The organism is Achromobacter pulmonis (genome assembly GCF_002885955.2).
Lineage (GTDB): Bacteria > Pseudomonadota > Gammaproteobacteria > Burkholderiales > Burkholderiaceae_B > Achromobacter > Achromobacter pulmonis_A.
Genome location: NZ_POQS01000004.1, coordinates 187361 through 206947, shown reverse-complemented (window position 1 = coordinate 206947; position 19587 = coordinate 187361). Strand labels below are relative to the sequence as shown.

16 protein-coding genes and 2 pseudogenes are annotated in these 19587 nt (G+C 69.7%); 15 read left to right on the top strand and 3 right to left on the bottom strand.

What is annotated here, in order from left to right; all coding sequences use genetic code 11:
• The first annotated feature begins 25 nt into the window (after positions 1-25).
• The 8 genes and pseudogenes from ntrB (at position 26) to C1I89_RS15985 (ending at position 7751) form a co-directional block, all read left to right on the top strand.
• A complete protein-coding gene (gene ntrB / locus C1I89_RS16020) occupies positions 26-856 on the top strand; it encodes a nitrate ABC transporter permease (RefSeq protein WP_102773693.1) in 831 nt (276 codons plus the stop codon).
• A gap of 4 nt (positions 857-860) precedes the next feature.
• Positions 861-1730 (top strand): ABC transporter ATP-binding protein, encoded by an 870-nt coding sequence (locus C1I89_RS16015; protein ID WP_102773692.1) that lies wholly within the window; start codon positions 861-863, stop codon positions 1728-1730.
• Positions 1731-1737: 7 nt separating this feature from the next.
• A pseudogene (locus C1I89_RS16010) lies at positions 1738-2952 on the top strand (NAD(P)/FAD-dependent oxidoreductase); the annotation flags it as partial.
• Positions 2953-2961: 9 nt separating this feature from the next.
• On the top strand, positions 2962-5703 hold the full coding sequence (locus tag C1I89_RS16005) for a nitrate reductase (RefSeq protein WP_258231458.1): 2742 nt from the start codon (positions 2962-2964) through the stop codon (positions 5701-5703).
• A gap of 69 nt (positions 5704-5772) precedes the next feature.
• Positions 5773-6498 (top strand): hypothetical protein, encoded by a 726-nt coding sequence (locus C1I89_RS16000; protein WP_102773690.1) that lies wholly within the window; start codon positions 5773-5775, stop codon positions 6496-6498.
• An 84-nt stretch (positions 6499-6582) separates the two neighbouring features.
• Positions 6583-6900: a DUF883 family protein gene (locus C1I89_RS15995; protein WP_043544379.1), complete on the top strand. Its 318-nt coding sequence runs from the start codon at positions 6583-6585 to the stop codon at positions 6898-6900.
• Positions 6901-6959: 59 nt separating this feature from the next.
• Positions 6960-7379, top strand: a complete 420-nt coding sequence (locus tag C1I89_RS15990) for a phage holin family protein (protein WP_102773689.1) — start codon at positions 6960-6962, stop codon at positions 7377-7379.
• A 3-nt stretch (positions 7380-7382) separates the two neighbouring features.
• Positions 7383-7751 (top strand): hypothetical protein, encoded by a 369-nt coding sequence (locus tag C1I89_RS15985; protein WP_102773688.1) that lies wholly within the window; start codon positions 7383-7385, stop codon positions 7749-7751.
• 15 nt (positions 7752-7766) lie between these two features.
• On the opposite strand, the gene ubiD is transcribed toward C1I89_RS15985, so the two are convergent.
• The gene (gene ubiD, locus C1I89_RS15980) at positions 7767-9311 is read right to left on the bottom strand and encodes a 4-hydroxy-3-polyprenylbenzoate decarboxylase (RefSeq protein WP_102773687.1); all 1545 of its coding nucleotides are present in this window, start codon (positions 9309-9311) and stop codon (positions 7767-7769) included.
• A gap of 81 nt (positions 9312-9392) precedes the next feature.
• On the opposite strand from ubiD, the gene C1I89_RS15975 reads away from it, so the two are divergent.
• Positions 9393-10211, top strand: a complete 819-nt coding sequence (locus tag C1I89_RS15975) for a lytic transglycosylase domain-containing protein (protein WP_102773686.1) — start codon at positions 9393-9395, stop codon at positions 10209-10211.
• Positions 10212-10356: 145 nt separating this feature from the next.
• Here the strand turns inward: C1I89_RS15975 and C1I89_RS15970 are convergent, their stop codons facing one another.
• The gene (locus C1I89_RS15970; RefSeq protein WP_102773685.1) at positions 10357-11517 is read right to left on the bottom strand and encodes a pyridoxal phosphate-dependent aminotransferase; all 1161 of its coding nucleotides are present in this window, start codon (positions 11515-11517) and stop codon (positions 10357-10359) included.
• Between the two features lie 43 nt (positions 11518-11560).
• Here C1I89_RS15970 and C1I89_RS15965 point away from each other — a divergent pair, with 43 nt between their 5' ends.
• From C1I89_RS15965 to C1I89_RS15950, 4 genes and pseudogenes are all read left to right on the top strand, one after another.
• Positions 11561-12445: an FAD-binding protein gene (locus tag C1I89_RS15965; protein WP_102773684.1), complete on the top strand. Its 885-nt coding sequence runs from the start codon at positions 11561-11563 to the stop codon at positions 12443-12445.
• A gap of 131 nt (positions 12446-12576) precedes the next feature.
• Positions 12577-13814, top strand: a pseudogene (locus C1I89_RS15960) (phosphate acyltransferase).
• Entirely contained in the window at positions 13795-15024 is a 1230-nt protein-coding gene (locus C1I89_RS15955) for a patatin-like phospholipase family protein (RefSeq protein WP_168202165.1), read from the top strand. The pseudogene C1I89_RS15960 and the gene C1I89_RS15955 overlap by 20 nt, the downstream one beginning before the upstream one ends.
• Positions 15021-15488: a barstar family protein gene (locus C1I89_RS15950; RefSeq protein ID WP_102773683.1), complete on the top strand. Its 468-nt coding sequence runs from the start codon at positions 15021-15023 to the stop codon at positions 15486-15488. Before C1I89_RS15955 ends, C1I89_RS15950 begins: the two co-directional genes overlap by 4 nt.
• Positions 15489-15501: 13 nt before the next feature.
• Here C1I89_RS15950 and C1I89_RS15945 read toward each other — a convergent pair whose 3' ends face one another.
• Entirely contained in the window at positions 15502-16233 is a 732-nt protein-coding gene (locus C1I89_RS15945; RefSeq protein ID WP_102774141.1) for a 16S rRNA (uracil(1498)-N(3))-methyltransferase, read from the bottom strand.
• Positions 16234-16459: 226 nt separating this feature from the next.
• On the opposite strand from C1I89_RS15945, the gene tkt reads away from it, so the two are divergent.
• Complete coding sequence (gene tkt / locus C1I89_RS15940) at positions 16460-18496, top strand: transketolase (RefSeq protein WP_102773682.1); 2037 nt, start codon at positions 16460-16462, stop codon at positions 18494-18496.
• 14 nt (positions 18497-18510) lie between these two features.
• Positions 18511-19521, top strand: a complete 1011-nt coding sequence (gene gap / locus C1I89_RS15935; protein WP_102773681.1) for a type I glyceraldehyde-3-phosphate dehydrogenase — start codon at positions 18511-18513, stop codon at positions 19519-19521.
• Positions 19522-19587 lie beyond the last annotated feature (66 nt).

The following is a 19587-nucleotide window of genomic DNA, read 5'->3' as shown; positions in this document are numbered from 1 at the left end:
CGCCGATACGAAAAAAGGAGTGGCCATGTCCACCTTGACGAATGTGTCCGGCGGCGGCGAAGCCGCCATCCTGTGGCGCGTGCGCCTGGAGTCCGCGCTGCGCGCCATCGTGGGGCCGGCGGCCGGCTTCGCGCTGTTCGTGCTGCTGTGGCAGGCGGTGGCGATGCGCATACCGGAAATCCCCACGCCGGGCGCCACCTGGCATGCGGCCGTGCAGCTGTTCGCCGATCCCTTCTACGACAACGGGCCCAATGACCGCGGCATCGGCTGGAACGTGCTGGCCTCGCTGCAGCGCGTGGCCATCGGCTTCGGGCTGGCCGCGCTGGTCGGCATACCCGCCGGCTTCGTCATCGGCCGCTACGCGGCGGTGCGCGCGATGTTCTCGCCCATCGTCAGCCTGCTGCGCCCGGTCTCGCCGCTGGCCTGGCTGCCGCTGGGGCTGCTGCTCTTCAAGGCGGCCGACCCGGCCGCCATCTGGGCGATCTTCATCTGTTCGATCTGGCCCATGATCGTCAACACCGCGGCCGGCGTGGCGCGGGTGCCGCAGGACTACCTGAACGTGGCGCGGGTCCTGAACCTGTCCGAATGGAAGGTCATCACCAAGGTGCTGCTGCCGGCCGTGCTGCCGCACGTGCTGACCGGCGTGCGGCTGTCCATCGGCACCGCCTGGCTGGTGATCGTGGCCGCCGAAATGCTGACCGGCGGCACCGGCATCGGCTTCTGGCTGTGGGACGAATGGAACAACCTGAAGGTCGACCACATCGTCATCGCGATTTTCGTGATCGGCATTGTCGGGCTGCTGCTGGAGACCATGCTGGTCGCGCTGGCGCGCCGCTACACCTACACCGAGGAATGAGGCCATGAAGAAATTCGTACGCATCGAAGGCGTCGGGCAGACGTTCAACACCGGCCGCGGCCCGTTCGTGGCGCTGCGCGACATCGACCTTACCGTGGCGCAGGGCGAATTCATCACCCTGATCGGCCATTCCGGCTGCGGCAAGTCGACCCTGCTGAACCTGATCGCGGGCCTGACGCGCCCGACCCGCGGCGTGCTGCTGTGTGCGGAACGCGAGATCGCCGGTCCCGGGCCGGACCGCGCCGTGGTGTTCCAGAACCATTCGCTGCTGCCTTGGCTGAACTGCTTCCAGAACGTGTATCTGGCGGTGGAGCGGGTGTACGGCGGCGCCGAGAAACGCCCGCAGCTGGCGCAGCGCACGCGGGCCGCGCTGGACCTGGTGGGGCTGCTGCCCGCGCAGAACAAGCTGCCGCGCGAAATCTCCGGCGGCATGAAGCAGCGCGTGGGCATCGCGCGGGCGCTGGCGATCGAGCCGCGCGTGCTGCTGATGGACGAACCCTTCGGCGCGCTGGATGCGCTGACCCGCGCGCACCTGCAGGACGAGCTGCTGAAGATCGTGGCTCAGACGCGCACTACCACCATCATGGTCACGCACGACGTGGACGAGGCGGTGCTGCTGTCGGACCGCATCGTGATGCTGACCAACGGCCCCGCCGCGACCATCGGCGACATCCTGCCCGTGCCCCTGGCGCGGCCGCGCGACCGGGTCGGGCTGGCCAACGACGCCGTCTATCTGCAATGCCGCGCCGCCGTGGTGGACTTCCTGCACCGGCGCTACGGCAATCCGGAGCGCGCGCCGGCCGCCGCGCAGGCGGACGCGGCCGCTGCCCCAGTCGCGCTGGAGGAGGCCGGCGCCGCGCGCGCCGCGGCCTAGCGGCATCATGAGAGCGAAACAGAAACTGGTGGTGGTGGGCAACGGCATGGCGGGCATACGCACGCTGGAAGAACTGCTGAAGCTGGCGCCCGACCTGTACGACATCACGGTGTACGGCGCCGAGCCCTACACCAACTACAACCGCATCCTGCTCTCGCCCGTGCTGGCCGGCGAACAAAGCCTGCGGGACATCGTGCTGAACGACGAGGACTGGTACGCCCGCCACGGCATCCGCCTGCTGATGGGGCGCAAGGTGGTGGAGGTGGACCGCGCGCGCCGCCGGGTGCTGGACGACGAGGGCGGCTGCGCGCCCTACGACCGGCTGCTGCTGGCCACCGGCTCGACGCCTTACATGCCGCCGGTGCCGGGCAAGGATCTCCGGGGCGTGGTCGCCTTTCGCGGGATCGGCGACGTGAACGAGATGATCGACGCTTCCGCGCGCTACCGGCACGCGGTCGTGGTCGGCGGCGGGCTGCTGGGCCTGGAGGCCGCGAACGGCCTGGCCGCGCGCGGCATGGATGTGTCGGTGGTGCACCTGGGCGCGTCGCTGCTGGACCGGCAGCTGGACGGCGCGGCCGCGGCGCTGCTGCGCGCCAGCCTGGAGGCGCGCGGGCTGAAATTCCTGCTGCGGCGCCAGACCCAGGTCATCCTGGGCGGCGCGGACGGGCGCGTGCGCGCGCTGCGTTTCGCCGACGGCGAGGAGATCCCGGCGGATCTGGTCGTGATGGCGGCCGGCGTCAGGCCGAACACCGAGCTGGCCGAGCGCTGCGGCCTGTACGTGAACCGCGGCGTGGTGGTCAGCGACACCTTGCAGACCTACGATCCGCGCGTCTACGCGGTGGGCGAATGCGCCAACCATCGGGGCACGGCCTACGGGCTGGTGGCGCCGCTGTTCGAGCAGGCCCGGGTGGCGGCCAATCATCTGGCGCTGCACGGCATCGGCCGCTACCAGGGCAGCGTCACGTCGGCCAAACTCAAGGTCAGCGGCATCGAGCTGTTCTCCGCCGGCGAATTCGCCGGCGGCGGGCAGACCGAAGCCATCACGCTGGCCGACTCGCTGGACGGCGTCTACAAGAAGCTGGTCATCCGCGGCGACAGGCTGGTGGGCGTCTGCCTGTACGGCGACACCGCCGACGGCGCCTGGTACTTGCGGCTGATCCGGGAAGGGCGGGGCATAGGCGCGCTGCGCGACCGGCTCATGGGCGGCGAAAGCGCGGCGGGCGGGTAGCGCATGGACACGATCATGATCCGGCCCGCCGCGGCCGATGGCGTCGCCGAAGTGCCGTCGGTGTGCTGCTATTGCGGCACCGGCTGCGGCGTGCGCGTGCAGGTGCGGGACGGCGCCGTGGTGGGCGTGCGGGGCGACGACGCGCATCCCGCCAACCGCGGCAGGCTGTGCAGCAAGGGACTGGCGCTGGCCGACACGGTGCGGCGCGACGGCGCGCGCGTGCTGTCGGCGCAATGGCGCGCGGCCCGCGGCCAGCCGCTGGCCGACATCGCATTGGACCAGGCCCTGGACATCGCGGCCGGGCGGCTGGCCGACTGCGTCGCGCGCCACGGTCCCGACTCGGTGGGCTTTTATCTGTCGGGCCAGCTGCTGACCGAGGACTATGCCGTCTTCAACAAGCTGGCGCGGGCGCTGGTGGGCACCAACAATATCGACACCAATTCGCGCCTGTGCATGTCGAGCGCGGTGTCGGGCTACAAGCGCACCCTGGGCGCCGACGCGCCGCCGGCCTGCTATGAAGACCTGGAGCTGGCGGACACGGTGCTGATTGCCGGCTCCAACATGGCCTACGCCCACCCGGTGCTGTTCCGGCGGCTGGAGGCGGCGCGCGCGCGCCGTCCCGGCATGAAGCTGATCGTGGCAGATCCGCGGCGCACCGATACCGCGGCCTGCGCCGACCTGCACCTGCAGCTGGCGCCCGGCACCGACGTGGCGCTGTTCCACGCCATGCTGCACGTCATGGTGAACGAGGACCTGATCGACCGCGGCTACATCCGCCGCCACACCGAGGGCTTCGAGGCGCTGCGGGAGCGGGTGCGATCCTGCACGCCGGCGGCCGCGCAGGAGATCTGCGGCGTGCCGGCGGCCGACATCGCGCAGGCGGCGCGCTGGTTCGGCCAGGCCGGGGCGGCGCTGTCGCTCTACACCATGGGCCTGAACCAGTCGACCAGCGGCACCGACAAGAATGCCGCGCTGATCCATCTGCACCTGGCCACCGGCCAGATCGGCAGGCCGGGAGCCGGACCGTTTTCGCTGACAGGCCAGCCCAACGCCATGGGCGGGCGCGAGGCCGGCGGCATGGCGACGCTGCTGCCGGGGCACCGCGATCCGGCCTCGGCCGGGGACCGCCGCGAGACGGCCGCGCTGTGGGGCGTGGACGCCTTGCCGCAGGCGCCGGGCGCAACCGCGCTGGAGATGTTCGACGCCGCGCTGGACGGACGCATCAAGCTGCTGTGGATCGCGGCCACCAATCCCGCGCAGTCGCTGCCGGACCAGGCCCGCGTGCGCGCGGCGCTGGAGCGCGCGGAATTCGTGATCGTGCAGGAAGCGTACGCGGGCACCGAGACCCTGGCTTATGCCGACCTGGTGCTGCCGGCGGCCACCTGGCCGGAGAAGTCCGGCACGGTGACCAATTCGGAGCGGCGCATCAGCCGGGTGCGCGCGGCCGTCCCGCCGCCTGGAGATGCCCGGCCCGACTGGCGGCTGGCGCAGGCCGTCGCGCAGCGCCTGGCCGCCAGGCTGGCGCCGGGCAAGGCGGCGCTGTTCGGCTACCGCGACGAGGCCGAGGTCTTCGCCGAGCACGCCCGCATGACGGCCGGCCGAGACCTGGACTACAGCGCGCTGGACTACGCCGCGCTGGAAGCCGGCGGGCCGCAGCAATGGCCGTACCGGCAGGGACGGGGCGCGGCGCGCCTGTATGGCGACGGCGTGTACGCCACGCCCGGCGGGCGGGCCCGCTTCATCGACCTGGCGTATCGGCCCGCGGCCGAAGCCGCCAGCCCGGCGTTTCCGCTGCAGCTGACCACCGGGCGGCTGCGCGACCACTGGCACACGATGGCGCGCACCTCGCTGGCGCGCGCGCTGACGCGGCACGTCGAGGAACCCTGGGTGTCGCTGCATCCCGAGGACATGCGGCGCCTGGGCCTGGAGCCCGGCGCGCTGGCCAGGCTGACGTCGCGCCGGGGCAGCGTGGTCGCGCCGGCGCAGCCGGACGAGGGCTTGAGGCCGGGCTGCGCGTTCCTGCCGATGCACTGGGGCAGCGCGTTCATGGCGGGCCTGGGCGTGAACGCGCTGACCAATCCGGCGGCCGATCCGCTGTCGCGCCAGCCCGAACTCAAGCACTGCGCCGTGTCGGCCGAACCCGCCGGCCTGCCATGGCAGGCGGCGGCGTGGCTGCAGGGCGACGCCGCCGCGCTGCGGCTGCGCCTGGCGCCGTGGCTGCGCCGATTCGACTACGCCGTGGCGCTGCCGGCGGGCGCGGGCGGCGTGCGCCTGCGGCTGGCCGCGCCCGCCGCGCCGCCGTCCGCCATGCTGGACGCCCTGGCGGACGCGCTGGATCTGCGCCGGCCCGACGTGGCCTTCGACGATCCGGCGCGCGGCCTGATGCGGCGGGTCAGGGTGGAACAGGGCGCCCTGCGCGGCTTTCTGCTGACCGGCGATCTGCGGGCCCAGGAAGCGCTGCTGTCATGGGCCGCCGGCGGCGAGGCGCCGCGCGGCGTGGCGGCGCTGCTGACCGGCCGCATCGCCGGCGCGGCGCGCTCGCGCACCGTGTGCGTGTGCAATGGCGTAAGCGTAGCGGCCATCCAGGCCGGCATCGGGCAGGGCTGCGACCTGGCCGCGCTGAAATCCGGACTGGGCTGCGGCACGGGCTGCGGTTCGTGCGTGCCCGAGATCCTGGCCATGTTGGCCCGCGCCGCGCCGCCGCCGACACGTTCCGACATACGCCCCGGGACGAACCCGGTGTAGTATCGAGCCACCCCTACGCCGCAGGTCCGGCGGACGGTTTTTTACGGATTCATGGAGTGGCTTGTGACGATGCGGAAAATGGCATCCTTTGTTTTCGCGGCGGGCGCGCTGGCGGCGGCGCAGGCGGCGCAGGCCGGCGTGTGCGACGCGCAGTTCATGCACGACGGCGGCGCGGTGCAGCTGACCGGCACGGGCAACCTGGCGCTGGGCGCCGACCTCAATTTCGCCGAAGTCTCCAAGACCAACGGCGACAACTGCCGCGCGCGGGTGCGCGGCGTGGCCACGTTCAGCTACGCCGGCCTGCCGCCGGGCAAGTCCAGGCTCGATTACCTGATGACCGTCAAGAGCGGGCAGGCCACCTTCGTGCGCTACGCCACCGCCGGCGAAGCGCCGCGGCCGTCCGAGGGCCAGTTCGACCTGCGCATGCTGGGCCTGTTCGCCTACGACGGCCAGCTCAGCCAGGGCCAGAAGCTGCCCGGCTCCTCGTTTCGCCTGAAGATCGGCAAGGAGGCGCCGGTGGGCGGCCAGCCCGCCACCACGGTGCGCATCGGCGAAAAAACAGTGGGCAAAAAGACGTCCCTGGACACCGCCCTGGGCAAGCAGTCCTGCCATCCGATCACCTACAGCCGCGACACCACCCCCACCATGGCCACCTTCCAGGGCCTCACCCTGCCCATTCCCGGCATGAACACCACCGTGACGGACTGGTACTGCCCGGCCGTCAATCTGGTAATGAAACAGGACATCGACCAGGGCGGCGTGAAGTCGGCCGTTGAGATTACGCAGATCAAGTAGCACACCGTAGCAAGCGCGCCGCGCCGCGGCGATGGCGGCTGGTATTATGTTTGCGTCATGGACACACAACAGGAGCTCAAGAAAATGGCCACGAGAAAATCCGAAGACGTCGCAAAAGAAAAACTCATCGACAGTGTCAAGTCCAGCCTCAACGACGCCGAAAGCCTGCTGCGCGAAGCCGCCAGCAGCACGGGCGACAAGGCCAACGAACTGCGCGACCGCGCGCTGACTTCGCTCAAGCGCACGCGCGAGGCCCTGTACGAGGCCCAGGACGCCGTGCTCGAACGGGGCCGCAAGGCTGCCCGCGCGACCGACGACTACGTGCATGACAATCCCTGGCAAGCCATCGGCATCGCAGGCGTGACCGGCCTGCTGCTCGGCTTGCTGATCAGCCGCCGCTGACGGGGCCGGGCATCCGGGCGGGCGACGCCAGCCGTCTGCCGCCCGGCGTCCATCACGCCATGGGTCTGCGTAAATCTGTATTTGGCGTCGCGTCCAGCCTGGTCGGGCTGCTGCGCACGCGCCTGGAACTCCTGGCCCTGGAGGCCTCGGACGAAAAGGCGCGCTTGCTCAAGCTGCTGGGCATGGCGTTTGCTGCCTTGCTCTTCCTGACGCTGGCGGTGCTGGTCTTTACCGTCACGGTGGCGGTGGCCTTCTGGCCCACCGAAGACCGTTATCTGGCCCTGGGCCTGCTGGCGGCCTTCTACGGCATCGTCGGCGTGGTGCTGCTGCTGATGGTCCGGCACGGGCTGGTCTACGGCGCGCCGCCGTTCTCCGCCACGCTCGAAGAGCTGGGGCGCGACGCGGAGCTGCTCGACCGCATCCGCGACGCGCAGGACGAAGACGAAGCGCCGCAGGCGCCCCGCCGCGAGGAGGCCTGAGCGATGGCGAAAAGATCTCCTTCCGTCGACCGCGCCGTGCGCATCGAACTGCTGCGCGCCCGCGCCGCGATCGAGCGCGAATCGCTGGCGCAAAGCATCGCGTCCGCGGGCCGCAGGCTGGAGCCGTCCGCGCTTCTGCGCGGCCTGCTGCCCAGCCTGGCCTCCAGCAGCGCATCGCGCTGGGCGCTGCAGGCGATCAGCCTGGCGCGCCGCTATCCTCTCGTCAGTTCCTCGCTCTCGGCCATGGTCATGCGCGGGGGCAAGCGTTCCAGGCTCTTGAAGATCGCCGGCGGCGCGTTCGTCGGCTGGCAGCTGTTCAAGGCCTGGCGGGGCGCCCGCCAGGACGGCGGGCGCGACGGCGAACCGCGCTGAGCCGGGCGGCCCGGCCTACAGGCCGAGCTGGCCCCACAGCGCATCCACGCGCTGCTTGACGTCGGCGTCCATCGTGATGGGCGTGCCCCATTCGCGCTGGGTTTCGCCCGGCCATTTATTGGTGGCGTCCATGCCCATCTTGCCGCCCAGGCCGGACACCGGCGAGGCGAAATCCAGATAGTCGATGGGCGTGTTCTCCACCAGCAGGGTGTCGCGCACCGGGTCCATGCGCGTGGTCATCGCCCACACCACTTCCTTCCAGTCGCGCGGGTTGATGTCCTCGTCCACCACGACGATGAACTTGGTGTACATGAACTGCCGCAGAATGCTCCACAGGCCGAACATCACGCGCTTGGCGTGGCCGGCATACTGCTTGCGGATGGACACCACCGCCAGGCGGTAGCTGCAGCCCTCGGGCGGCAGGTAGAAGTCCACGATCTCCGGCAGCTGGCGGCGCAGCAGCGGCACGAACACCTCGTTGAGCGCCACGCCCAGCACGGCGGGCTCGTCCGGCGGCTTGCCGGTATAGGTGGAGTGATAGATGGGATTGCGCCGCATCGTGATCCGCTCCACCGTGAAGACGGGGAACCAGTCCTGCTCGTTGTAGTAGCCGGTGTGGTCGCCGTAGGGGCCTTCCAGCGCCATCTCGTAGTCGGTGTTGGCCGGCGGATTGACGCCCTCGGGCACCCGGGGCGCGACGGCGCGCGGGTCCGACGAGGGCAGCAGGTGGCCTTCCAGCACGATCTCGGCCCAGGCCGGCACCGACAGGTTGCTGCCCAGCGCCTGCGCCGTTTCGGTGCGCGAGCCGCGCAGCAGGCCGGCGAACTGGTATTCGGACAGGCTGTCCGGCACCGGCGTGACCGCGCCCAGCGTGGTGGCGGGGTCCGCGCCCAGGGCGACGGCGACCGGGAAGGGCGTGCCGGGATGGGCCAGGGCGTGGTCGCGGAAATCCAGCGCGCCGCCGCGATGCGACAGCCAGCGCATGATCAGCTTGTTGGGGCCGAGCAGCTGTTGGCGGTAGATGCCCAGGTTCTGGCGGCGCGCGTTCGGGCCGCGCGTGATCACCAGGCCCCAGGTCAGCAGCGGCGCCACGTCGCCCGGCCAGCAGGTCTGGATCGGCAGGCGGGTCAGGTCCACGTCCTTGCCTTCCCAGACGATCTCCTGGCAGGCGGGGCTCTTGACGTTCTTGGGGCTCATGTCCCATAGCGCCGATTTCAGCATCGACACCTTGGCCAGCGCGTCGCGCAGGCCGCGGGGCGCTTCGGGCTCGCGCAGCGATGCCAGCAGCTCGCCGATGTCGCGCAGCGCGCTGACGTCGTCGGCGCCCATGCCGCGGGCCACGCGGGCCGGCGTGCCGAACAGGTTGGTCAGCACCGGCATCTGCGCCGGACGGCCGTCGTGCATGGCGTTTTCGAACAGCAGGGCGGGGCCTTCGGCCCGCAGCACGCGGTCGGAAATCTCGGTCATTTCCAGCCGGGTGGACACCGGCGGGGCGATGCGTTTGAGCTCGCCCATGCGTTCGAGTTGAGCGAGGAAGTCTCTAAGGTCGCGGTATTTCACTACAGATCCCGGCGATTTGGTTACATTTTGGAGAGAAAGAGAGGTTAACATTGACTCCCTCTTTTTTACGCAGGAGGTTATATGCCCGATGCGTCAGTGGCCTCGCTCTTCAGGAGCATGGCCCAAGGAGTGCACCAATATCTTGCCGAATCGCTGCGCATCTGCTCCGTCTACCTGGGCATCGCGGTGATCGTGACGGTAAGCATGGGATTCGCCCTGCCTGGATTGCGCGACCAGGCATTGCAGGTGCACAAAGCCTTGTTGACCGCCCTAGCGCCCACGTCCATGCAAGCCGGCACCGATCTCGATACGGGTTCCGAACTCGGCACGGACATGTCGTCGGCCATCGCCATGGCCATCCCCGACGCGCCCGCCAGCAACGCCACCGGCATGCTGGGGCCGGCGCGCGTCGCTCCGCCGCCGGTGAAGCCGGTTGCCAGCATCGCGAGCGGCCCGCAGGCCGAAGCCTTGCGCAACTATATCTCGCGCAAGTACAAGGTCGCGTATGACGCGACCGGCCCGCTGCTGAACACGGTATACAAGGTCAGCCGCGAAAAGAAGCTGGATCCGCTGCTGGTGCTGGCCGTGATCGCCATCGAGTCCCGCTACAACCCGCTGGCCGAAAGCCACGTGGGCGCCCAGGGCCTGATGCAGGTGATGACCAGCGTGCACCAGGACAAGTTCGACGCCGTCGGCAAGAACCCGCTGGACCCGGCCGCCAACATCGGCGTGGGCACCACGATTCTGCGCGATTGCATCAACCGCCGCGGATCGGTGGACGGCGGCCTGGCCTGTTACGTGGGCGCCACGGGGCCCGACGACAACGGCTACGGCGCCAAGGTGCAGGCCGAACGGCGCCGCCTGGCGCTGGCCTCGGGCATCGCGCTGGCGCGCGACTGAACGCCTCAAAATGGCGGCTGGCGCCGCCCGATGGGTTACGCGCGCTCGACAGTCGCGTTCTTGTGATGATGGCGACGCGCTGCACCCATCCTACGGTGACGGGCGCGGCGCGAGGCATTCGACCGACCCCAGCCGCAACCGCCCCTCACCCCTGCAGCAACCGCCCCATCCGGGCCACCGCCTCTTCCAGGCGGTCCAGTCCCGTGGCATAGGAAAAGCGCATGGTGTGTCCGCCGTGGGCCGGGCCGAAGTCCAGCCCGGGCACGGCGGCCACGCCGGCCTCCAGCAGCAGGCGCTGCGAGAACGCGGCGCTGTCCATGCCCAGGTTGGAGATGTCGGCATAAATATAGAAGGCGCCGTCCGGCTTGACCGGCACCTGGATGCCCAGGCGCTCGAATTCCGGCAATAGGTAGTCGCGGCGCTGCCTGAACGCCTCGCGGCGGTGCTCGAAGGTTTTCATCGCGCCCGGCGTGAAGCAGGCCAGCGCGGCATGCTGGGCCAGCGTGGGCGCGCAGATCGCCAGGCTGGCGGCGATCTTCTCCACCGGCGCCACCATGTCCTGCGGCACGATCATCCAGCCCAGGCGCCAGCCGGTCATGTGGAAATACTTCGAGAAGCTGTTGATGACGATGACGTCGTCGTCCAGCGTCAGCGCCGAACGCGGCTGGCCCTCGTAGGACAGGCCCAGGTAGATCTCGTCGACGATGGCGAAGCCGTCGCGCGCGCGGACCTGCGCCAGCAGCTCGGCCAGTTCGCCGTGGGCGATGGAGGTGCCGGTGGGGTTGCTGGGCGAAGCGATCAGCACGCCCTGGGTGGCCGGCGTCCAGTTATCGGCCACGTCCTGGGCCGACAGCTGGAAACGCTTCTGCGCCGTGCTGGGAATCAGCCGCGGCACGCCGCCGGCGGCCAGCACGAAATTGCTGTTGGCGGGGTAGGAGGGGTCGGGCATCAGCACTTCGCCGCCGCCGTTGACCAGGGCCGCGCAGGCCAGCGTCAGCGCGCCCGAGGCGCCCGCGGTGACGATGACGCGCGACGGATCGATGCTGGCGCCGAACTGTTCGTGGTAGAACCGGGCGATGGCTTCGCGCAGCGGGGTCAGGCCGGCCGAGGGACTGTAGCCGCTGAGCCCGGCGCGGGCCGCGCGTTCCAGCGCTTCCACGACCTGGGGCGGCGCGGTAAAGTCCGGTTCGCCGATGCCCAGGCTGATAATGTCCTTGCCGGCCGCCTGCAGCGCTTGCGCCTGCTTGAAAAGCTCCATTACCTGGAAGGTCAGGAAATCGTGGGTGCGGGCGGCAAGGCGGGGCATGGGATTCTCGAAGGCGTTTCGTAGCAAAAAAGGAATTGTAGTCATGCAGCCATCGCGCCGCGCTTTCCTCCTGGGCCGACGTCCGGCCCAGAGCCCCTGGGCGGCATTCCTGCAGCGCCTGGGGCTGCTGTGCCAGGGCGCCGTGCGCGACCTGGGCGAGAGCGGCGAGGCCGGCCCCCGGGCCGTTTTGATCCCGGCGCGCGAGGCCGACGTGGCGCACGCCCGCGCCCTGTGCGCCGAGTACCGCATCACGCTGGCGCTTGAAGGGGCCGAAGGCCCGTTCGAAACCCATTACGGGCCGTTGCTGCGGGTGGACCCGTCGGCCCTGACGGAATTGCTGCGCCTGCCCGGCGAGCCCGCGCGCTGGCATGCCCGGCCCGGGGTGCCGCTGGCCGCGCTGGCGCGCGCCGGGCTGCGCCAGTTCGCCGGGCTGCCGGGCGAGTTGACGCTGGCCGCCTGGCTGGCCGCGCCGGCGCGCTGGGAGGCCGGGCGCTGCGCCGGTTCGGGCGTGCTGGCGGTGGACGTGATGCTGGCCGATGGGGTGGAGGAAACGCTGGGGGCCTTCGGCGAGGCCGACGTGCAGCCGCTGCGTTCCGCCACCGTGCAGCGCCTGGTGCCGTCGCTGTTCCAGCTGGCCTCGGGCGGGGACGCCTTCGCCACGCGCGACGGCGAACGCTGGCTGGGACGCTACCGCCTGGACGCGCTCAAGCCCGAGGCGCCGGCCACCGTCAACCTGGGGCAGCTGCTGCTGGGCCACGGCGGCACGCTGGCGTGGGTGTCTGGCGTCACGCTGGCCGACGCGCCGCCGGCGCCGCAGTTGCCGCCGCCGGCCGAGCCGCCCGGGCTGGCCACGACCCGGCTGGATTCGCGGGTGAAGGCGCTGTTCGATCCGGACGGCCGTTTCCCCTTGTTGTCGGCGCCGCAATAGCGACAATTTGTAAGCTCGCGTTAAGATGGAAACGCAAGCCTGGCAAGGGGCGCGGAGGTATCGCGGCCGGCGCCATCGGAATAGAATTCCCCCCTTTCCGTGTCTCACACTCTAGCAAGTAGCCCGCCCCTATGGATGCCAATCTCCGCAAAGCCGCCCTTGAATACCACGAGCACGGACGCCCCGGCAAAGTCGCGGTCATGCCGACCAAGCAGCTCACCAACCAGCGCGACCTGGCGCTGGCATACTCGCCCGGCGTGGCGGCGGCCTGCGAGGAAATCGTGGCCGACCCGGCCAACGTGTTCCGCTACACGGCGCGCGGCAACCTGGTGGGCGTGATCACCAACGGCACCGCGGTGCTGGGGCTGGGCAATATCGGCGCGCTGGCGTCCAAGCCGGTGATGGAAGGCAAGGCGGTGCTGTTCAAGAAGTTCGCCGGCCTGGACGTGTTCGACATCGAGATCAACGAGACCGACCCGGACAAGCTGGTCGAGATCATCGCCGGCCTGGAAGCCACTTTCGGCGGCATCAACCTCGAAGACATCAAGGCCCCGGAATGCTTCATCGTCGAGCGCAAGCTGCGCGACCGCATGAAGATCCCGGTTTTCCATGACGACCAGCACGGCACCGCCATTACCGTGTCGGCGGCCTTCATCAACGGCCTGAAGGTGGTGGGCAAGGACATCAAGCAGGTCAAGGTGGTGACCTCGGGCGCCGGCGCGGCCGCGCTGGCCTGCCTGGACCTGATGGTGGACCTGGGGCTGCCGCTGGAGAACGTCTGGGTCACCGACATCGAAGGCGTGGTCTACGNCGTCCGGGCCACAACGTGTACGCGGCCATGAACATCCTGCTGCTCAACGAGCGCACGGTGGTGCTGGTCGACACCCACGTCAACGACGAGCCCACGGCCGAGCAGATCGCCGAGTTCACCGTCGCGGCCGCCCACGAGATGCGCCGCATGTTCCTGGCGCCCAAGGCGGCGCTGCTGTCGCGTTCCAACTTCGGCTCGGGCAGCTCGGCCTCGGGCGCGAAGATGCGCCGCGCGCTGGAGCTGGTGCGGGAGATCGATCCGGAACTGGAGATCGACGGCGAGATGCACGGCGACTGCGCGCTGGACGAGGCGCTGCGCATGCGCATCCTGCCTTCGTCCTCGCTCAAGGGCGAGGCCAACCTGCTGGTGTGCCCGAACGTGGACGCCGGCAACATCGCCTACAACCTGCTCAAGACCACCGCGGGCAGCAACGTGGCGGTGGGTCCGTTCCTGCTGGGCGCGAACGCGCCGGTGCACATCCTGACTTCCAGCTCGACCGTGCGCCGCATCGTCAACATGACCGCCATGACGGTCGTCGATGCCAACACCCCGCGTTGAAGTCCGCCCGGCCGGCCCTGCGTGCCCGCGCACGCAGACCGGCCTGGTCCTGACCGGAGGCGGCGCCCGCGCCGCCTACCAGGTCGGCGTGCTCAGCGCCATCATGGAGCTGCTGGACCCGGACTGGCATTCGCGCTTCCAGAACCCGTTTCACATCATCTGCGGCACGTCCGCCGGCGCCATCAACGCCGCCGCGCTGGCCTGCCGCGCCGACCGTCCGCACCTGGGCGTGCGCCGCATCCGGCGCCTGTGGTCTTCGCTCAACACCGACATGATCTACCGGGCCGACACGCCCGGCATCATCCGCACGGGCGGCCGCTGGCTGGGCCTGCTGTCGCTGGGCTGGATGTTCTCGGGCCTGGCGCGCAAGCGGCCCACCTCGCTGCTGGACAACAGCCCCATGGAGGCCTTGCTGGGCCGGGTGCTGGACTTCCAGCACCTGCGCGCCAACCTCGAAAGCGGCGCCTTGTCGGCGCTGGCCATCACGGCCTCGGGCTACACCAGCGGCGAGCACCTGACCTTCTACCAGGCGCATACGCCGATCGAGCCCTGGCACCGCTATCTGCGCCTGGCCATCCCGACCCCGATCGGCATCGACCACCTGATGGCCTCGTCGGCCATTCCCTTCGTCTTCCCGGCCCGCCAGGTGCAGGTGCACGGCAAGGGCGAATGGTGCGGCGACGGCTCGATGCGCCAGCTGGCGCCGATCAGCCCGGCCATCCACCTGGGCGCCAGCCGCGTGCTGGTGATCGGCACCGGATTCCGCGACGACACCCACCCCGAGAACCGCGAAGACTCGCCGCCGTACCCGTCCCTGGCGCAGGTGGGCGGCCATGCGTTGGCCAGCATCTTCCTGGACGGGCTATCGGCCGACGTCGAGCGCCTGCAGCGCATGAACTTCCTGACGGAGCTGGCCGGCGAGGAGGGCGTCCGCGGCGGCGTGCGCCGCGTGGAGGTGCTGACCATCACGCCCAGCCAGTCGCTGGACCTGATGGCGCTGGAGCATTTGAAGGACATGCCGACCCAGGCCCGTGCCCTTTTCCGCGTGCTCGGTGTATCGTCCGATCCAGGCCGTCCGGGAGGCGGGTCGCTGATGTCCTACCTCCTGTTTGAATCCAGCTACACCAAGCGATTGATTGAACTGGGTTATGCCGATACGATGCAGCGTAGCGATGAAGTGATCGCCTTTTTCAAGGAGGCTCGGGCATGACGCGCAATGGCCAATCTACTTTGCAGCGGCAGCTGCTGCGCGGCGGTGCGCTGGCCCACGAGGGGCTGGACAAGAAGGCCGTGGTAGACGCCGCCCATGAGCTCGGCCTGGCCTTGTTCGTCGCCAATTGCGATCCCGCCCGCAGCCGTTCGGCGGTGCTGCGCGCCATCGTCAAGGCGGTCGACTTCCCCGAGTACTTCGGCGGCAATCTCGACGCGCTCTACGACTGTCTGTGCGACACCGTGCTGGACCACAAGACCGGCGTGGTGCTGTGGCTGTACCGGCTGCACTCGGGCGATCCGGCGCTCGAGGAAGACGCCGGCCTGATCGAAACCGTATGTTCCGATGCGTCCGATTTCGCCCGCGAAAACGGGCGCGTGTTTTCGTACGTGATCGAACACGCCGGCAGGCACCCCGATCCCGAGCCGGGCGTGGCGGCCGCGCCCTACGGCGAAAACCACTGAAGCCCTGGCCGGGCTACCAGCCCAGCAGCGCCCCGGCGGCCGAGGCCAGCGCCAGGCCCGCCGTCTCGGTGCGCAGCACCCGCGGGCCGAAGCGCACCGCCTGGACCCCCGCCTGCCGCGCCTGTTCCAGTTCCTTGTCCGACCATCCGCCCTCGGGGCCGACCAGCAGCGTCAGCGCCTGCAGGCCGGGATCTGCGCGCAGCCGGGCGGCCAGATCGTCGGCCGCTTCCGGATGGCACATCAGGCGCAGGCCGTCGGCGGGCTGCGCCAGCCATTCGGCCAGCGCCAGGGGCGCGTCCACCGCCATCAGCCGGTTGCGTCCGCATTGCTCGCTGGCGGCTTGGGCGATGCGCCGCCAGTGCGCCACGCGCTTGTCCAGCCGCGGCCCCGACAATTGCAGCACGCTGCGCTGCGCCGCCACCGGACAGACCCGGGCCACCCCCAGTTCCACCGCTTTTTCCACCACCCAGTCCATCTTGTCGCCGGAAGGCAGGCCCTGGACCAGGGTGATGCGCCCGGCCAGCTCGGCCTCGCGCGGCGAAAACGGCCCCAGCCGGGCGAACCCGGCCTTGCCCTCGGCCTCCAGTACGGCGGGGAATTCGCCGCCCTGGCCGTTGAACAGGACGATGGCCTCGCCGTGGCGCAGCCGCAGCACCCGCAGCGCGTGGTGGGCCAGGGCGTCCGGCAGGGCGACTCGGGCGCCGGCGGTCAGAGGGAGGTCGCAGAAGAAGCGGGGGGCGGACATGAAACGAAACGTGGCGGATCGGGGAAAAAACAGCCCCTCCGGGGGGCGGCCGGCCCCGGCGGCGGAGCCGGCGCGGGGCATTTGCGTCAGCCGCGTAGCCTAGCATGGGGGACGGCTTATGGCCGATGGCCTGAGGGAAACCCCCGGGTGCTAAAATCCCCTGCTTCGCAACCTACTTAACTGGCCCTGCCGTGTTCCAGGTGACCAGCTTCAAAGAGCCTTCCGAATGAGCAATCCGACCGCCCCTAAACTTGCCTTGGCGGATGCCATCCGCGCCCTCGCGATGGACGCCGTGCAACAAGCGAACTCCGGGCACCCGGGTGCTCCCATGGGCATGGCGGAAATCGCCCAAGCCTTGTGGGCCGGCAACCTGCGTCACAACCCCAAAGATCCCGCCTGGGCCAACCGCGACCGCTTCGTGCTGTCCAACGGCCACGGCTCCATGCTGATCTACGCCCTGCTGCACCTGACCGGCTACGATCTGCCGATCGAAGAACTCAAGAACTTCCGCCAGCTGCATTCCAAGACCCCGGGCCACCCCGAAGTGGGCATCACCCCGGGCGTGGAAACGACCACCGGCCCGCTGGGCCAGGGCCTGGGCAACGCCGTGGGCATGGCGCTGGCCGAAGCCCTGCTGGCCGCCGAATTCAACAAGCCCGGCCACACCATCGTCGACCACCACACCTATGCCTTCACCGGCGACGGCTGCCTGATGGAAGGCATCTCGCACGAAGTCTGCTCGCTGGCCGGCACGCTCAAGCTGGGCAAGCTGGTGGTGCTGTATGACGACAACGGCATTTCCATCGACGGCCACGTCGAGCACTGGTTCGCCGACGACACCGCCAAGCGCTTCGAAGGCTACGGCTGGAACGTGATCCGCGGCGTGGACGGCCACGACGTCGCCGCCGTGGACGCCGCCATCAAGGCCGCGCGCGCGCAATCGGAAAAGCCCACCCTGATCGTCTGCCGCACCGTCATCGGCAAGGGTTCGCCCAACATGGCCGGCACCCACAACGTGCACGGCGCGCCGCTGGGCAAGGACGAGATCGCCGCCACCCGCGCCGCGCTGGGCTGGTCGTCGGAGCCGTTCCAGATCCCGCAGGAAATCTACGACGGCTGGGACGGCCGCAAGCGCGGCGCCGCGGCCCAGGCCGAATGGCAGTCCGCCTTCGACGCCTACGCCGCCGAATTCCCGGCCGAAGCCGCCGAATTCACCCGCCGCATGAAGGGCGAGCTGCCCGCCGGCTACGCCGAGCAGTTCCAGGCCTTCCTGAACGCCACGCTGGAAAAGGCCGAGACCGTGGCCACCCGCAAGGCGTCGCAGTTCGCGATCGCGGCGCTGGCCGCCGCGCTGCCGGAAATGCTGGGCGGCTCGGCCGACCTGACCGGCTCCAACTTCACCGACTGGAAGGGCGTCGCGCCGGTGCGCGCCGGCGAGCAGGGCATCCAGTTCGGCCGCCATATCAACTACGGCGTGCGCGAATTCGGCATGGCCGCCATCATGAACGGCGTGGCCCTGCACGGCGGCTACCTGCCGTTCGGCGGCACCTTCCTGACCTTCTCCGACTACTCGCGCAACGCCATCCGCATGGCGGCGCTGATGAAGCAGCGCGTGGTGCACGTGTTCACCCACGACTCGATCGGCCTGGGCGAAGACGGCCCGACCCACCAGTCCATCGAACACGCCTCCAGCCTGCGCCTGATCCCCAACCTGTCGCTGTGGCGCCCCTGCGATACCACGGAAACGGCCGTGGCCTGGAACGCGGCCGTGACGCGCCCGGCCAGCATCGGCATGGACGTGCACGACGGCGGCCCCACGGCGCTGCTGCTGTCGCGCCAGAACCTGCCGTTCGTGCAGCGTGACGCCGCCACCGTGGACGCCATCGCCCGCGGCGGCTACGTGCTGCGCGACGCCGAGGGCGCCCGCGCCGTCATCATCGCCACCGGCTCGGAAGTCGCCATCGCGCTGGACGCGCAGGCCCAGCTGGCCAAGGAAGGCATCGCGGTGCGCGTGGTCTCCATGCCCAGCACCGATGTGTTCGACCGCCAGGACGCCGCCTGGAAGCAGTCGGTGCTGCCCAAGGGCCTGCCGCGCGTGGCCGTCGAGGCCGGCATCACCGCCTTCTGGCACAAGTACGTGGGCCTGGAAGGCGCCGTCGTCGGCATCGACCGCTACGGCGAATCCGCGCCGGCCGGCGCGCTGTTCAAGTTCTTCGGGCTGACCGCCGACAAGGTGGCCGAGACCGTCCGCCAAGTTTTGTAAAAAGGAGCTTAGTCATGACCATTCGCGTCGCCATCAACGGTTACGGCCGCATCGGCCGCAACATCCTGCGTGCCCACTACGAAGGTGGCAAGAAGCACGACATCGAAATCGTCGCCATCAACGACCTGGGCGATCCCAAGACCAACGCGCACCTGACGCGGTACGACACCGCCCACGGCAAGTTCCCGGGCACGGTCGAGGTCGACGGCGAATACATGGTCGTCAACGGCGACAAGATCCGCGTGCTGGCCAACCGCAACCCGGCCGAGCTGCCCTGGGGCGAGCTGAAGGTCGACGTGGTGCTGGAATGCACGGGCTTTTTCACCACCAAAGAAAAGGCCGGCGCGCACATCAAGGGCGGCGCCAAGAAGGTCATCATCTCGGCTCCCGGCGGCAAGGACGTCGACGCCACCGTCGTGTACGGCGTGAACCACGGCGTGCTGAAGGCCTCGGACACCGTCATCTCCAACGCGTCGTGCACCACCAACTGCCTGGCCCCGCTGGTCAAGCCGCTGAACGACAAGCTGGGCCTGGAAAACGGCCTGATGACCACGGTCCACGCCTACACCAACGACCAGGTCCTGACCGACGTCTACCACGAAGACCTGCGCCGCGCCCGTTCGGCCACCATGAGCATGATCCCCACCAAGACCGGCGCCGCCGCCGCCGTGGGCCTGGTGCTGCCTGAACTGAACGGCAAGCTGGACGGCTACGCCATCCGCGTCCCGACCATCAACGTGTCCATCGTCGACCTGTCCTTCGTGGCCAAGCGCGACACCACCGTCGAAGAAGTCAACGGCATCCTGAAGGCCGCCTCGGAAGGCGAGCTCAAGGGCATCCTGGACTACAACACCGAACCCCTGGTCTCGGTGGACTACAACCACAACCCGGCCTCCAGCACCGTCGACGCGTCGCTGACCAAGGTCTCGGGCCGCCTGGTCAAGGTCTCGTCCTGGTACGACAACGAGTGGGGCTTCTCGAACCGCATGCTCGACACCACCGTCGCGCTGATGACGGCCAAGTAAGCCACGCAGTCAGTCCACAGGGGACGGATTTGTTTTCCGCCGGCGCGGAAAATGGGTTCGTCCCCT

Coding starts and splice junctions, on each gene's coding strand:
- ntrB (WP_102773693.1), top strand. CDS start 26: ATGTCCACCTTGACGAATGTGTCCGGCGGCGGCGAAGCCGCCATCCTG.
- C1I89_RS16015 (WP_102773692.1), top strand. CDS start 861: ATGAAGAAATTCGTACGCATCGAAGGCGTCGGGCAGACGTTCAACACC.
- C1I89_RS16005 (WP_258231458.1), top strand. CDS start 2,962: ATGGACACGATCATGATCCGGCCCGCCGCGGCCGATGGCGTCGCCGAA.
- C1I89_RS16000 (WP_102773690.1), top strand. CDS start 5,773: ATGCGGAAAATGGCATCCTTTGTTTTCGCGGCGGGCGCGCTGGCGGCG.
- C1I89_RS15995 (WP_043544379.1), top strand. CDS start 6,583: ATGGCCACGAGAAAATCCGAAGACGTCGCAAAAGAAAAACTCATCGAC.
- C1I89_RS15990 (WP_102773689.1), top strand. CDS start 6,960: ATGGGTCTGCGTAAATCTGTATTTGGCGTCGCGTCCAGCCTGGTCGGG.
- C1I89_RS15985 (WP_102773688.1), top strand. CDS start 7,383: ATGGCGAAAAGATCTCCTTCCGTCGACCGCGCCGTGCGCATCGAACTG.
- C1I89_RS15975 (WP_102773686.1), top strand. CDS start 9,393: ATGCCCGATGCGTCAGTGGCCTCGCTCTTCAGGAGCATGGCCCAAGGA.
- C1I89_RS15970 (WP_102773685.1), bottom strand. CDS start 11,517: ATGCCCCGCCTTGCCGCCCGCACCCACGATTTCCTGACCTTCCAGGTA.
- C1I89_RS15965 (WP_102773684.1), top strand. CDS start 11,561: ATGCAGCCATCGCGCCGCGCTTTCCTCCTGGGCCGACGTCCGGCCCAG.
- C1I89_RS15955 (WP_168202165.1), top strand. CDS start 13,795: ATGCCAACACCCCGCGTTGAAGTCCGCCCGGCCGGCCCTGCGTGCCCG.
- C1I89_RS15950 (WP_102773683.1), top strand. CDS start 15,021: ATGACGCGCAATGGCCAATCTACTTTGCAGCGGCAGCTGCTGCGCGGC.
- C1I89_RS15945 (WP_102774141.1), bottom strand. CDS start 16,233: ATGTCCGCCCCCCGCTTCTTCTGCGACCTCCCTCTGACCGCCGGCGCC.
- tkt (WP_102773682.1), top strand. CDS start 16,460: ATGAGCAATCCGACCGCCCCTAAACTTGCCTTGGCGGATGCCATCCGC.
- gap (WP_102773681.1), top strand. CDS start 18,511: ATGACCATTCGCGTCGCCATCAACGGTTACGGCCGCATCGGCCGCAAC.